The 14,145-nt window shown below is 71.2% G+C and carries 7 protein-coding genes; 2 read left to right on the top strand and 5 right to left on the bottom strand.

Annotated features, from left to right (window positions below; genetic code table 11):
* Window positions 1–135 precede the first annotated feature (135 nt).
* Both HNR67_RS22570 and HNR67_RS22565 read right to left on the bottom strand, forming a co-directional pair.
* Complete coding sequence (locus tag HNR67_RS22570) at window positions 136–876, bottom strand: SDR family oxidoreductase (protein WP_185004200.1); 741 nt, start codon at window positions 874–876, stop codon at window positions 136–138.
* Window positions 873–1,553 carry a TetR/AcrR family transcriptional regulator gene (locus HNR67_RS22565; RefSeq protein ID WP_185004199.1) on the bottom strand — a complete coding sequence of 227 codons (681 nt, stop codon included), beginning with the start codon at window positions 1,551–1,553 and terminating at the stop codon, window positions 873–875. The genes HNR67_RS22570 and HNR67_RS22565 overlap by 4 nt, the downstream gene beginning before the upstream one ends.
* 165 nt (window positions 1,554–1,718) lie before the next feature.
* Here HNR67_RS22565 and HNR67_RS22560 point away from each other — a divergent pair, with 165 nt between their 5' ends.
* On the top strand, window positions 1,719–2,360 hold the full coding sequence (locus HNR67_RS22560; RefSeq protein WP_246492573.1) for a maleylpyruvate isomerase family mycothiol-dependent enzyme: 642 nt from the start codon (window positions 1,719–1,721) through the stop codon (window positions 2,358–2,360).
* Between the two features lie 187 nt (window positions 2,361–2,547).
* Here the strand turns inward: HNR67_RS22560 and HNR67_RS22555 are convergent, their stop codons facing one another.
* The 3 genes from HNR67_RS22555 to HNR67_RS22545 all read right to left on the bottom strand — a co-directional run bounded on the left by HNR67_RS22555 (window position 2,548) and on the right by HNR67_RS22545 (window position 13,188).
* Window positions 2,548–3,069 (bottom strand): RICIN domain-containing protein, encoded by a 522-nt coding sequence (locus tag HNR67_RS22555; protein ID WP_185004198.1) that lies wholly within the window; start codon window positions 3,067–3,069, stop codon window positions 2,548–2,550.
* Window positions 3,070–3,086: 17 nt separating this feature from the next.
* The gene (locus tag HNR67_RS22550) at window positions 3,087–8,765 is read right to left on the bottom strand and encodes a sialidase family protein (RefSeq protein WP_185004197.1); all 5,679 of its coding nucleotides are present in this window, start codon (window positions 8,763–8,765) and stop codon (window positions 3,087–3,089) included.
* A gap of 202 nt (window positions 8,766–8,967) precedes the next feature.
* The gene (locus HNR67_RS22545; protein WP_185004196.1) at window positions 8,968–13,188 is read right to left on the bottom strand and encodes an nSTAND1 domain-containing NTPase; all 4,221 of its coding nucleotides are present in this window, start codon (window positions 13,186–13,188) and stop codon (window positions 8,968–8,970) included.
* 95 nt (window positions 13,189–13,283) lie between these two features.
* Here HNR67_RS22545 and HNR67_RS45770 point away from each other — a divergent pair, with 95 nt between their 5' ends.
* Window positions 13,284–14,090, top strand: a complete 807-nt coding sequence (locus tag HNR67_RS45770) for an alpha/beta fold hydrolase (RefSeq protein WP_312987831.1) — start codon at window positions 13,284–13,286, stop codon at window positions 14,088–14,090.
* Window positions 14,091–14,145: the final 55 nt, after the last annotated feature.

Genomic DNA, 14,145 nt, shown 5'->3' with positions numbered 1-14,145 from the left:
GTTATCGACCCCTCGACGCGAACAGGCGATCGGCCCCCAGTTGGCCGTTCGGCGCAGAGACTAACACGAGTGCCGGAGAAGAAAATCGAATTGGAAAAGCTGAAATAGGGGTTGTCGTCCCAGGTCAATAGGGGTTTACGCGGTGAGGTAGTCCGCGCCGCCGACGTACACCGTGTGCCCGCTAGGCACGTCCGCCCACGCCGCGGCCACGACCTCGCCGGCGAACTCGGCGATCGTGGGCAGCGAACCGGCCTCGGCGCGCCGGGCCTGGATGGCGCCAGGGTTGGCGCGTTCCAGCAAAGTAGGGGTGATGGTGCCCTCGATCATGTCACCGGAGACGACCACCAGGCTGATCTGGTGGGCGGTCAGGGCGGGGATGCGCTCGCGCAGGGCGTCCTCGCCCGCGCGTTTGCTCGCGGCCACCGGCTCGTACACATCGTAGCCGAGGCGGCTTTGCCGGAAGTGCGCCTCGTGGCTGGTGACGAAGACGATCCGGCCCGAGGGCGGCAGCAGCGGCAGCGCGGCCTCGACCAGGAACACCTGGGCGTCGCGGTTGAGCCGGAGCGCGTAGCCGGGCGCGCGATCGCGTTCCAGACCGCCGGAAGCGTTGAGCACCAACAGGTCCAGCCACCCGGCCCGCTCCCGGATCTCCCCGATCATCGCCTCCACCGCGGCCGGATCGGTGAGGTCCGCGCGCACCGCCGCGGCCATGCCGCCCGCGCGCTCGATCTCCCCGACCACTCGGTCGGCACGCTTGGCCTTGTCCCGGTAGTTCACGAACACCGTGGCGCCCTGGGCCGCCAGCAATCGAGCCGTCTCCGCGCCGATCCCCCGGGATCCCCCGGTCACCAGCGCGATCCGCCCGGCAAGACTCATTTCCGCCCCTCCATCCGGTTGACCATCGTGTCCGCGCCCGCCGTGACGTCCGCGCTGCGCGGCACCCGCCCGCGGGCGAGCCGGGTGCTCACCGCGGCGCCGAACCCGGCCATCCGGACCACCTCGTTGACGAACTCGTCCAGGTCCGCGGGCCAGGGCAGTGAGGGCTGGTTGATCAGCAGTGAGGCGCAGCCGTGCATGGCCGACCACAGGCTCAGCGCGAGCCGGCGCGGCTCGCCGTGCAGCACACCGGTGGCCACACAGGCGGTGACGGCGTCGACCATGTAGCCGAAGCAGGCCTCCGCCGCGGGCGAGGATTCGGTGCGGCGCAGCATCAGCACCCGGTACTGCACCGGGTGGTCCAGGGCGAACCGGATGTAGGCGCGGCCGCACTGGCCCAGCGCGATGAACGGGTCGGTCAGCCGGGCGCATGCCTCCCGGATGCGGCTGCCAAGGCCGTCCCACGCACGCAGGCAGACCGCCTCGACCAGCTCGTCCTTGCTGGCGAAGTGCCGGTAGACCGAAGGCGTGGTGACGCCGACCCGCTCGGCCACCGCACGCAGGGTGAGCACGTCCTCGGTGCCTGCCTCGACCAGCATCCGCTCGGCCGCCAGCAGCACTTCCTCCCGCAGCCGCCCGCCCTCGCCAGGGTTGGCCCGCACTCTCCGGCTCGACACCGGACCACAATGACACTGTCAACCTGACGACGTCAACTTCGATCCCGGGTGTGCTGGGAGGACCTGGCGCCGACCGGGCCGGGGCGAAGTGGTCGAACAGGGTGCGCCAACCGGGTCCGCACGGCAGGATGCAGGGCGCCCATCCGGCTATCGGGAGGTTTTCCCTTGCCCGCCAACGACCCGGCCAGCATCCTCGCCATGGCCCGCGCCGAGCGCGTGGACTTCCTGGCCTTCCTGCGCACCCTGCCTGCCGAGCAGTGGGAGGCGCCGACGCTGTGCGGACAGTGGCGGGTGCGGGAGGTCGTCGCGCACGTGATCAGCTACGACGACCTGACCTTCGGCAAGGTCCTGGCCCAGTTCGCCCGCGGCCGGTTCAGCCTGGACCGGGCCAACGCGATCGGCCTGACCGACTTCCGCTCGCTCTCCCCCGCCGAACTGCTGGACGCCTTCGAGCGGCACGTCCAGCCGCGCGGGCTGACCGCGAGCTTCGGCGGCGGCATGGTCGCCCTGCTGGACGGGCTCATCCACCACCAGGACATCCGGCGGGCGCTTGACCTGCCCCGGGCCGTCCCGGCCGATCGACTGCTCCGGGCCTTGCGGTTGGCGCGCAAGGCACCGCCGCTGCACGCGCGGCGGCGGTCCAAGGGGCTGCGGCTGGTGGCCGAGGACGTGGACTGGTCGGCTGGCGAGGGGGCCGAGGTGCGCGGGGCCGGGGAGGCGTTGCTGATGGCGATGGCCGGGCGCCGGGTCCCGGCGGCGGAGTTGACCGGGCCCGGCGCGCCGGTGCTGCTCGCGCGCGCCGGGTGAAGGGCGGCGGGGCGGTCGGCGGTGTTCGCGCGCGCTGGCCAAGCGGTGCGGTCGGCCGGTACCGCTCGCGCACACCAACCGAACGGTAGGTAGGTCCGCGGTGTTCGCACGCCGGATGAACGACAGCGGATGAACGACGCCGGTCGGCCGGCGGTGCTGGACCGCCGACCGACCGGTTGGTAGAGCGTCAGGAAGTCGGTGGCTCCCAGCGGTACGGGGCCCACTTCTGCCAGCTGACGTTGAGGCAGTCCAGCGTCACCACGTCCGAGGGCGCGGTGTGCTGCACCCGGCCCGCGCTCAGGCACTTGTCCGTGAGCTGGGACCGGACCTCCACCGCCACCGCGACCGGGTCCCGCTGGACGAACTTCCAGCGCTGGGCCGGGGTGTCCGCGCAGGGTTGCTGCACGACGTCCGCGCCCTCGGCCGGGCCGGTGCTGAGCACGGTCAGGCAGAGGTCGGAGGTCAGCGACTGGTAGGTGTACCAGCCGCCACCCTTGTTGGCCCGGCGCCAGGCCTGCACCTTCGTCTTGTCACACGGCTCGAAGCCGATGTAGGCGCCGGCATCGCGACTGCCCCACAGCGGGGCGAGGCAGCCCTCACCCGAGGTCGGGGTGGTGAGGTAGTCCTCCTCGGCGCTGGCCGGGGTGACTCCGGTACTGACCAGCAGGCCGATGGTGGCCAGGGCCAGCGCGAGAATACGTGTTCTCATAACGGTTTCCTTGCCTCTCAGCCCTGGAGTGCGGTCAGCTTCTGCTTGGCCGCGTCGAGTTTGGCCTGGTACCTGGCATCGGCCGCGGTGAGCCGGGTGTAGATCTCCACCGCCTCCTTGGCCATGTTCACCGCCTCCGGCTTCTTGCCGTTGCCGACCGCGTAGTCGGTTCCGGGGTTGAGCAGCCAGGTGGCCAGGTGGTCGGCGTAGACGGGTGACTTGGCCGAGATCTGGCGGACCACACCGTGTCCCTCCTGGACCTTGGTCAGGCCACCGGCCTTGTCGCCCTTGTTCCAGGTGCGGATTCCCTGCCACACCAGGGCATCGGCCTCGTGCAGCCGGTGGTCGGCCTGCTGCGGGTCCTGCTGGGCCAGCTGCCGGTAGGTCGTGACCGCCTCACCCAGCAAGGCGATCGCCTCGTCGTGCTTGCCGGTGTCGGCCAGGAAACCACTGGCGGGCGTGCGGATCCACTGCGCGAACGCGGTGGCGTAGCCGGGTCCCTTGGCCACCAGGGTGCGGGCGAGGTTGATGCCCTCCAGGGTCTTGTCGCGGCCCTTGTCCTTCTCGCCCTTGTAGAAGATGCGATACCCCTGCCACACCAGGGCATCCGCCTCGTTGAGCTTGTACTCGAACTTCTGCGGCTCCTGCTGCGCGAGCTGCCGGTAGGTCGCGATCGCCTCACCCAGCAACGCGATCGACTCATCGTGCTTGCCGGTCTCGGCCAGGTAGCCACTGACCGGCGTGCGGATCCACTGGGCGAACCCGGCGGCGAAGCCCGCTGCCTTGGGCGCCAGGGTCCTGGCCACGGCGATGCCTTCCAGGGCCTTGTCCCGGCCCTTGTCCTTCTCGCCCTTGTTCCAGATCCGGGTTCCCTGCCACACCAGGGCATCCGCCTCGTTGAACCGGTGCTCCAGCTTCTGCGGTTCCAGCTGGGCGTTCTTGCGGTACACGGTGACCGCCTCGCCCAGCAGCGCGATCGCCTGGTCGTGCTTGCCGGTCTCGGCCAGGTAGCCGCTCACCGGGGTGCGGATCCACTGCGCGAACGCCGAGCCGAAGCCGGGTCCCTTGGCCACCAGTGGACGCGCCAGGTCGATGCCCGCGAGTGCGCGGTCCCGGCCCTTGTCCTTCTCACCCTTGTTCCAGATCCGGGTGCCCTGGGCCACCAGGGTGTCCGCCTCGCTCAGCTTGTGCTCGAACTTCTGCGGTTCGTACACGCTGAGCCTGCGGTAGAGCGCGACCGCCTCGTCCAGCAACGAGATCGCCTCATCGTGCTTACCGGTGTCAGCCAGGTAGCCACTGACCGGGGTGCGGATCCACTGTGCCAGCGTGGCCGCGTAGCCGGGGCTCTCCCGGACGAGTTCGCGGGTGAGCTGGAGCGCTTCCTTGGCCTTGGCCACGGCCTGCTCGCGTTCACCGCGGTTCCACATCCGGGTGGCCTCGGTGAGCATTGCCTCGTTGTGCTGGTGCCGGGCCTCGGCGCTCAGCTTGCTGATCGCCTCGGGCGCGGACCAGGTGATGCCGTCGGCACTGGTGGACACGCTGACCCGGTTGAGGTCGGTGGCATCCCGCCAGGTCGCGGCGAGCTTGCCGCCGACCAGGCCGAGTGAGGGCGTGCCAACGGCGTGCGCCTGGGCGTGCAGCGCCCGTGGTGCGGCCCAGTTGGCGCCGTCACCGGTGTCGCTGACGGACAGGCCGTCGTTGGCCGCGTTGCGCCAGATCCCGAACACCTTGTTGTTGTGCAGGGCCACACTCGGCGCGGCCGGGGTCCGGGCGGTGCTGGTGTTGAGCACCTTCTGGTTGGTCCACTCCACCCCGCTGTTGCTGAACGCGGTGTAGAGCGCCTCATCGCCCGCCCAGCCACGCCAGAGCTGGACCAGCACGCCGTTGTTCAGCGAGATGATGCCCGGCGCCTCGGCGGTGGCGCCGTTGTTGACCACCTGCTGCGGCCGCTTCCAGTTCTTGCCGTCGTGGCTGGAGGTCAGGTACTTGCCCTGATCTGCGCCCTTGAACAGCAGCTGCAACCGCTCGTTGTGCACGCTCAGGCCGATCCCGCCGGTGGCCAGCGGCATGGGCGCCAGCCGGGTGGGTTCGGTCCAGGTCTTGCCGTCGGTGCTGCTGGACAGCGCGATGGTGCGCTCGTTGTTGCCGTCCTTCCAGGAGAACGGCCCGCTCCGCCAGACCGCGATCAGCTTGTCCTGGAAGGTGGCGATGGCCGGGACGTCACCCGCGGTGTGCGGGCCGGACACGGTGACCGGCGGCCACCACGCCTTGCCGTCGGCACTGGTCGCCACCAGCACCTCGTCCTGTTTGCCCTGCCACACCATGAAGTGCTTGCCGCCCAGGGTGGCCCGCGAGCTGCCGCCGAGTCCGCCGAAGGTCTTGCCGATCTCCGCAGGTGGCACCGGGTTGGGCTCGCCGGGCTGTTCCAGCTGGTAGTCCGGGTGGGTGGCCTTGGTCTGGATCCGCAGCGCCCGCATCAGCGCGCCGATGGTCTGCGGGTCCTGCGCGGCCGGGTTGGCCACCAGGTCGGTGGCGTAGTACTCGATCCGCTCGGCCAGCGCGTTGCGGCGCAGCCCGGAAATGGTCGCCACACAGCGGGCCACCGGGTCCGCGGTGGTCACCTCGGCCGGGGCCGCGGTGCAGTTGGGCAGTTCGCCCTTGCTGAACACGGTCTGGTCGGTGAGCCCGTCCTTCTGCTGGGACAGGTTCAGCGAGGCCCTGGCGAACAGCTCGGCGAGCGGGTGCACCTCGCCCTGCCTGGCAGGCCGCACGTTCAGCGAGGACGGGATGGCCTTGGTGCCGTACAACAGTTCCCGGAAGCGCTCATCGCTCTGCAACGCGGTCGGGAAGCCGACCTCCAGGTAGCCGCGCAGCAGCCGCAGGTTGGTGTCCACCGCCTTGGCCGACTCCAGCTTCGGCTGGGCGCCGGTCAGTTCGGCCGCGAGCAGCCGGTAGTACCGGGCCTTCCGCTCGGCCAGCGACTTGTCGATCTGCGGGTAGCTGAGCTGGGTGTCGTCCTCGGCCATCGTGCCGGTGGGGTCGTACTTCGGCGCCTCTTGCACCTTCGGGTAGAAGTCGGCCGGGTTCATGGTGCACTTGCCGTCGCGCGGTTCGTCCTGGTGTGGCTGGACACCGGGGAACCGGCACCGCTCCACGGTGCCCACGCCGCTCATCCTGGCCAGCGCGCTCTCGTTCGTCTGCCCGGGGATGATCCCCCGGACCTGGAACTCGACGTTGATCCGGACCATCTTCCGGCTGCCCTTGGTCACCGTCTTGATGCAGCCCACCGGCGGGTCGGGCGACCACTCGCACCCGATCACCGTCGGCTGGTCGAGGTCGTAGCGCTCGTAGCCGTGGTCGATGGCGAAGGTGTGCGCCCAGCAGGTCCGCAGGTCCATGGCGGGGTTGAGCTGCTTGAGCATCCGCAGCGGCGCGGGCAGCTTGTCGCTCCAGATCAGCTGGGGCATGCCCGCGATGCCGGGGTAGTCGGCGGGCCGGTAGCAGTGCTGCACCGGTCCGGTGTCGTGCTTCATGAACCCGGTGACCGGCTGGTTGCGATCGCCCCACAGGTCGAACCGGCGGTCGGCGTCCTGCACCTCGAGGTGGGTCTCGAAGGACTTGAAGTCATTCGCCATGCCCGCGATCAGCCTGGCGTTGTCCTTGAGCCGGTCGCCGAGCAGGTTGTTGGTCGCCGTCCACGGACCGGTCGGCGGCTTGAACTCCGGCTGGTTGAGCCGCCGGGTCGCGCCGATCACGTCCTGGCCCGCCTTGAGCAGATCGTCCACCCTGGCCACGCCGAACTTGCCGTCACCGTCGGGGTCGACCAGCTTCTCCTGCGCGGCCAGTGCCGGGTTCTGCTCCATCAGCACGGCGTAGGAGCGCATCGCCGCGGCCAGCAGGTCGGCGTTCGGCACACCGGTGGAAGGCTTGCCGAAGCCGTACTTGGGTCCGGCGTTCAGCTCGGCCCAGGTGGTCAGGTAGTTCACCGCGGAGGTCGCGCTGTTGCGCGCCAGGACCGTCCCCGGCGGGTCGTTCGTGGCGGATTCCATGAACACATCGCTGCGCGCCAGGATGTCCCCGGCCACCGAGAAGGCTTCCGCGCCCTCCTTGTAGTTGGCCTTGGTCTGGTCGTCGAAGGACGGGATCGGGTGGCCCTCACGCGCGGCGTAGTCGAGGTACTTGCGGAGCTTCTCCTTGAACGGCTGGGCCGCCGCGGCCCGCAGTGCGGCCAGCAGCTGCGTGTGGTTGCTCTCCATCTTGGCCGCGATGCCCAGCAGCTCCTTGTGCATCCTGGTGATGTCGACGGTGAGCTGGAAGTTCGACTGCTTGATCGCGATCAGCACCTGGTCGAACTTCAGCAGCATCTCGCCGAACATCAGGTTGAGCGTGGCGTCGATGCGGTCGAAGCGGGCGTTGACGTGCTGGTGGAAGGCGATCAGGAAGTCCTTGAGCTGCTTGAAGCTCTCCCGCATCTCGGTGTGCATCTTCTGGATGGCCTGCAGTTCCGGGCTGGGTCCGCCGCCACCGCTGGCGAGCAGGCCGACCAGGGTGGTGATCAGGCCGACCGCGGCGCCGATCACGGTGCCGATGGCTGGCACGATCGAGCCGATCGCCGCACCGGCCGCGATGGCGGTGCCCAGCGCGGCCACCGCGTTGATCATCGGCAGCACGTGCTTGCCGATCTTGTACAGGGTGTCGGCGAACTTGACCAGGTCCGCGGCGTAACGCGGGCTGAGCACCTTGGCCACGGTCGCGAAGGCGGTCAGGCCGCCCTTGACGTAGTCCAGGTACTCGTCGAACTTCTTGGCCTGTTCCTCGAGTTCCTTCAGCTCCTGCTCGGCGGGCTTCTTGACCTCGCCGGTGACCGGGTCGACGTGCTCCTTGACCCAGGCCAGCGCCTTGCCCAGCGGGGTGTCCGGCGAGTTCGGGTCGCCGAGCACCTTCACCAGCGGGGTGAGCTGCTTGGTCAGCGCCGCCATGCCCTGCGGGAAGCCCTGCTGGAAGGCCGTCTGGACGGCGTCGACGTCGATGACCTTCTTGATCTGCGGCAGCTGCTTGAGGGTGTCCAGCGGCGCGGCCGGGTCCACCGCGGCGGTCTCGGCCACGGTGGCCTTGCCCAGCCGGGTCTTCCAGAGGTCCTTGAGGGTCGCGTCCCGGCCCGCCACATCCCGCACCGCGCCCCAGATCTGCGGCGCGATGTCGATGGAGCTGACGCTGAACTGCTGCAGCACCCCGCGCATCTCCTCCGGCGAGTCGGTCGCCTTGAGGTCGCGTTTGGTCAGCGCGGTGAGCAGCACCTTGAGCTGCTTGCCGCCCTTGTCCACCTCGGGGATGGCGTAGAGGGCCTCCATGCCGCGGCCGAGGGTGTCCGGCACCAGGTCGCGTTCGGTGGCCGGGGCCACGGCCAGGCCGACCACCCGCTGCACGTCGGCGGCGTGCCGGTCCAGCGCGTCGGCGGTCGCGGCCGGGTTCTTGGCCCGCCAGTCCACCAGTTCGGCGCTGAGCAGCAGGTTGCGGTCGTGGGTGCGGCCGTTGTCCTTGAGCTGCACGGCCGCGCTGAACAACGCGCTCGCGAGCTGTTCCGGGGTGATCCCCGGTTCGGCCGCGACCGCGCTGGGCGCGGCGACACCGCCTGCCAGCACCGCCATCGCCACCACAGGCGTCACCAGACGCCGGGCGAATCCGGTCAGAGTCATCAACGTTCCTCGCGATTGGAGAGAAGCGGCCAGAACGGCCCAGCGGGTGCTCACCCGGCGAGGAGACTGCCCAGCGAATCGGCGAGATTCCAGGTCAAGGCGTATCCCGCTGTCTGATGCGACTGGGATACACCCGCTGACCTGGCCTGTTACCGGCCGGGCAGACCGATTTGCCCGATCAGGCGGCCGGTTGGCCGGGGGCTCAGGGGCAGCCGGTGACCTGGCGGGCGGGTTCGGGGAGCTGGGCGATCCGCTCCTCGGACAGCTTGGCCGGACCCACCGCGGCGCACACCGCGGCCCGCCGCGCGCCGTCGTCCGCGGGCACCACCGTGGGCGCGGGCACCAGCTGGACGAGCAGGCCGCCGTCGGTGGTCTGGGTGCGTTCCTCCTCGACGCCGAACCAGCCGCCGCGCCACACCACGGTCAGCGGGCCGGGTTGCCTGCCGGGCCGCAGGCCGTTGTCGGCCGGCAGCTTCTCCGGCACGGTGAGGTCGGCGGCGGTGCGCACCCGGACCTGGTCGTCCTCGGCGGAGAGGGTGAGTTCGGCGGCGGGTTCGGGCAGGGCCAGGGTGTCGGTGCGGCGGCGGGTGGTCAGGTCCCAGAGTTCGACCCGGTCCGGCAGGGCGACCCCGAGGGTCCGGCCCGCCGGGTCCACCGCGAGCGCGGAGACGTCCCTGGACAGCTCGAAGGGCAGGGTGAAGGCGGTGTCCGGGACCTCGGCGCCGTCGGAGAGGCGCAGGCGGCGGACCTGGCCGTCGGCCTCGGCGATCAGCGCGGTCTCGCCGAGCGGGAAGATCCGCGGCTGGCCGAGCGGGATGTTGTCCCGGTACCGGACCGGCACGGCGACCGGCGGGTGCCGCCGCCGGCCGGTGCCGAGGTCCCAGCGGGTGATGGCGCGGTCCAGCACGGTGGTCAGTTCGGCACCGCCGGTGAAGGTCAGGTCGACCGGCAGCATCAGGGAGGGCTCGTTGCCGAGGCCCAGTTCGGTGATCTTGGTGAGGGTGACCGGGTCGTAGACGGTGACCAGGAACTGGTGTTCGGTGGCGGTGTCCCGGCGGCTGGCCACGGCGAGGTGTTTCCCGTCGCCGGACAGCGCCATCGACTTGGGCGCGAACGCGTCCATCGGGTGCCTGCGCCGCTCGGCGGGCACCGCTCCGGTGCGGCGCTGGGTCTTGAGGTCCCAGGTCTGCACGGATCCGTCCAGCAGCTGCACGTGCAGCCGGGAGCCGTCGGCGGCGAAGCGCAGGTTCTCCGCCGAGGCCACCGCGGAGTCGACCGACTCCAGCGGCGGGATGCGCAGACCGATCAGGGTGTTGTCCGCGGCCAGCACCACCCGGCCCGAACCATCCGGCTGGAAGGCGGCGGCGCGGACGGTCCAGGTGTCCTGCTGGTCCTTGCCGCCCAGGGCCGGGATGACGAAGCGGCGATCCGGGGCGCTGCCGTCCGCACGCCAGATCGCGAGCACGTCCGGGCGGTCCGAGCCGGTGCGGAAGGTGGCGACGAGTTGCCGGTCGGAGGTGTCCAGGCGCTGGTTGTGCGGTCGGCAGGTGCTGCCGTGCACGTGCAGGTCGCGGTGGAACTTCCGTTCGGCGAGGCCGATCACGACACCGCGTTCCACCGCCTCGTCCTTGAAGCAGCCGCTCATGACGATGTCGTCGGCGGAGTTGGCCACCACGGTCCCACCGGGCATGGACGGCAGGTTCCGCCTGCCGCGCGGGCTGAGTTCCAGCAGCGGATAGGTGCCGTCGGCGGCCTTGACGTCGAGCACCAGCGCGGTGTCGGCGCCCCGGACGGCCAGCGCGCCCGCGCCGACGCCCTTCTCGTCGCGAAGCGGGTTGGGCAGTTCCAGGGTGGTGCGCGCGCCCGAACCGTCCACGGCCAGCAGGGCCAGGGTGCGGCCGCCGGACTCCCCGAAGGCGAGGGTCCTCCCGGTGCGGTCGAGCACGAAGGCGGCCGGGAACTGGGAGTTGAGGTTGCCGGGGAACGGGATCAGCCGCCGCACCTCGCGATCGGCGGCGAGGTCCCAGACGAAGACGATGTCCTCGCCCTTGGCCAGGGACCGCGGGGTGGTGCGTTTGGCCGAGATCACCGCGTGGCCGGGGTCGAGGATGGCGATCCGGTTGGCGAAGGAGAACTCCGGCGGCAGCGTGTAGGTGCGGTCGGTACGCGCGCGGTCGAACTGGTGGATGGTGAAGCGGTTGGTGACGCCGTCGGTGGCCGCGGTGGCGGTGGCGTCCGCACTGACCGATCGGTTGGCTGCGCTGCTGCTGCTCATCTCCAGCAGCCGCTCGGCCAGGCGCAGGCCCAGGTGGTCCTCGTCCACCCGGCGCCGCACGGCAGGCGGGTCGGCCACCGCGGCGGCGCGCTGGTTGATCAGCAACCGTTCGGTGAGCGTGCCAGCCCGCTCGGCGCCTGCCTTGACCGTGTCCAGCGCGGCGGCGGCGCGGGCCTCGGCTTCGCGGGCGCGTTGCCCGGCGACCTGGTTGCGCCACACCAGCACGCTGCCAGCCAGCAGCACGAGCACCAGCGCGACCACCCCGATCCGGGCCAGCAGCGCGGTGCGGTGCGCGCGCTGTCCGGCCCTGATGTACTCGGCCTCGCCGGGCAGCACCTGGCCGGCGTGGGTCTTCTCCTTGCGCAGCGCGGTTTTCAGCGTGCTGCCACGTGGGAGCAGTGCCTTCTCCCGGCCGGAGGCGCGCCACTGCCCGGCCTGCTGGTGCACGGTGTCCTGCCAGGTGCGGAACTCCCGTTCGGCGGCCAGCCAGTCGCGCAGCCGGTCCCAGCCGTGCACGAGTTGCTCGTGCGCGAGTTCGACCTTGCGCCCACCACGCTCGCTCTCGCTGACGGTGATCAGCCGGGTGGTGGCCAGGCTGTCGACGACCGCGGCCAGTGCCGGGTCCAGGTCGGCGGCGTGCAGTGGTCGGCGGGCGTAGCCGGTCTCGCCGATCGGGCTCAGCAGCTGGCAGAGCAGCCTGCGGGCGGAGTCCTGGTCGGGCAGGTCCTGCCACACCGTCTCGGCGTAGTCGGCGATCGCGCCGGTGACGCCGCCGATGCCGTCGTAGGCGGCGTGCTCGATGACACCGCCGCGTTGCCGCTCCCACAGCATGGTCAGCGCGAACTGCAACAGCGCCAGCGAACCGGCCGGGGTGTGCGCGACGATCCGCTCGACCAGGCCGGGCGCGTAGGCGGGCATGGCCGGGGCGCGCAGCGGGGCCTCGATGATCTCGCGCAGTTCGGGCTCATCCGGCGGGCCGAGCAGGGTCATCCGCTCGTTGAGCAGCTGCGCCATTCCCGACCGAGCGGTCAGTACACCGATCAGATCACTGCGCACGGTCACCAGCACGGTGACGATCCAGCCCGGCCGCGGCCCCGCGAGGTTGGCCAGCGCCCGCAGCACGTCCTCGGGCGGTTCGGTCCCGCCGTGCCGCAGCTCCTCGAACTGGTCGACCAGGACCAGCAGTCTCCGCTGCCCCTCCCCCGGCGGCAGCAGGTCAGGGGCCGGGCCGGTGAGCAGTGCGCGGGCGGCCTCGGCGGTGGGGTTGTGCTCGGGCAGGTGCGGGCGCAACGCGGTGCACAGCCCGGTCCAGATCGTGGCCGAGGGCGTGGCCCGCAGCACCGCGACCCGGTAACCGTCCCGCCGCAGCGCGGGCGCCACCCCGGCCAGTGCGAGCGAGGACTTGCCACTGCCGGAGGGCCCGGCCAGCACGGCGAACCTGTTCTCCCGCAACACGGTCACCAGTTCGGCGGTGCGTGCGGCCCGGCCGTGGAAGGTGTCCGCGTCCTCCTCGGTGAAGGGTTCCAGCCCACGGAAGGGCGGCCGGACCAGCGCGAGCCGGTGCAGTTCCGGCCACGCCTGGTTGAGCAGCGCCGCCGGGATCAGGTAACCGGTGCGCCGATGCGCCTGCCGTTCAGCCGCCGCGACGATACCGACCACCCCGTCGGCGGCGTGGTCCCAGACCGGCGCACCGCTGAAGCCGGGCGCGAGGGAGAACCCACCGGTGCGCTCGTCGTCGATCTGCACCATGCCCGAGGCCGAACTCCCGCGCAGCACCCCACTGGCCCACACACCCTGGTCATGCCCGACCGGCACCCCGAAGGCCCGAACCTCGTGCCCCCACACCGCGTCCACCGACACCACCCGGGCCGCCGCCGCTGCCGCCGGCGTGCGCTCCAGCACCAGCCCGGCGACATCGCGTTCGGGATCCCAGGAGGCCACCGTCGCCTCGACGAACTCCCCCGCCGCGACCAGCGGGAAGTCCACTCGCACCGGCAACCGCGGCGCAGGCCCCGCCAACGGCACCCCCAGCGCGTCGGCGACCACGTGCGCGCAGGTCAGCACCTGCCGCGGCCCGACAAGACAGCCCATGCCCAGTGGCTCACCGCCGCGGAACAACCGGACCACCGACGCCGCAAGCGGATCCACCCGCACCCTCCCCGCCTCGGACTCCCCCCAATGTCGCGCTACGCACCCACTCCGTTACCCCAGGTTGCCCCTTCGGGCACCGCTAACCTGCCCCCGTGCTGATCGAGTCCACCTACCCAGCCACGGACGCCCGCCCCCTCTCCGTCACCACCCTGGGCACGGGCCCCCTGGTGGTCCTCCTACACGGCGGCGGCCCCGACCACCACAGCCTGCTCCCCCTGGCCCACCACCTGTCCGACCAGCACACCGTCGCCCTACCCGACATCCGCGGCTACGGCCGCTCGCTTTGCCCCGACCCCACCCAACACACCTGGACCCACTACACCCAGGACGTCCTGGCCCTGCTGGATCACCTGGGCGCCGAACGGGCCGCACTGGGTGGCACCGGACTGGGCGCGACCATCAGCCTGCGCACGGCGTTGCGGCATCCGGACCGGGTCGCGGCCACCGTGCTGATCAGCGTCGAGGACATCGAGGACGACTCGGCCAAGGCCGCCGAGGCGGAGTTCCTGGCCGCTTTCGCCGAGCGGGTGCGGACTTCCGGGCTCGAGGCGGGGTGGGCGCCGATCCTGCCGCAGCTGGCGCCGTTGATCGGGGCGCTGGTGCGGGAGGCGATACCGCGGGCGGATGCGGCGAGTGTGGCGGCGGCCGCGGCTATTGGGGCGGATCGGGCGTTCGGTGGGGTGGGTGAGCTGGCGGGGGTGGTGGCGCCGACGCTGGTTTTCCCGGGGGCTGACTACCGGCATCCGGCTGCGGTGGCGCGGGAGTTGGTGGGGGTTCTACCGAACGGTCGGTTGGCGGGGGTGGGGTTGTCGGAGGATTTGCGTAGTGCGGAGGATCTGGCGGGGGCGGTGGGGGCGGCGGTGCGGGAGTTCTTGGGCGAGGTCCACCGCGTGGCCTGAGCGGGCTCAGTGCGGCCAGGCCGGTCACGGTCATGTGGTCACGAATCCGCCGAGC

It is taken from the genome of Crossiella cryophila (assembly GCF_014204915.1).
In the GTDB taxonomy this organism is placed as follows: Bacteria; Actinomycetota; Actinomycetes; order Mycobacteriales; family Pseudonocardiaceae; genus Crossiella; species Crossiella cryophila.
This window is presented reverse-complemented; position numbering and strand designations above follow the sequence as displayed.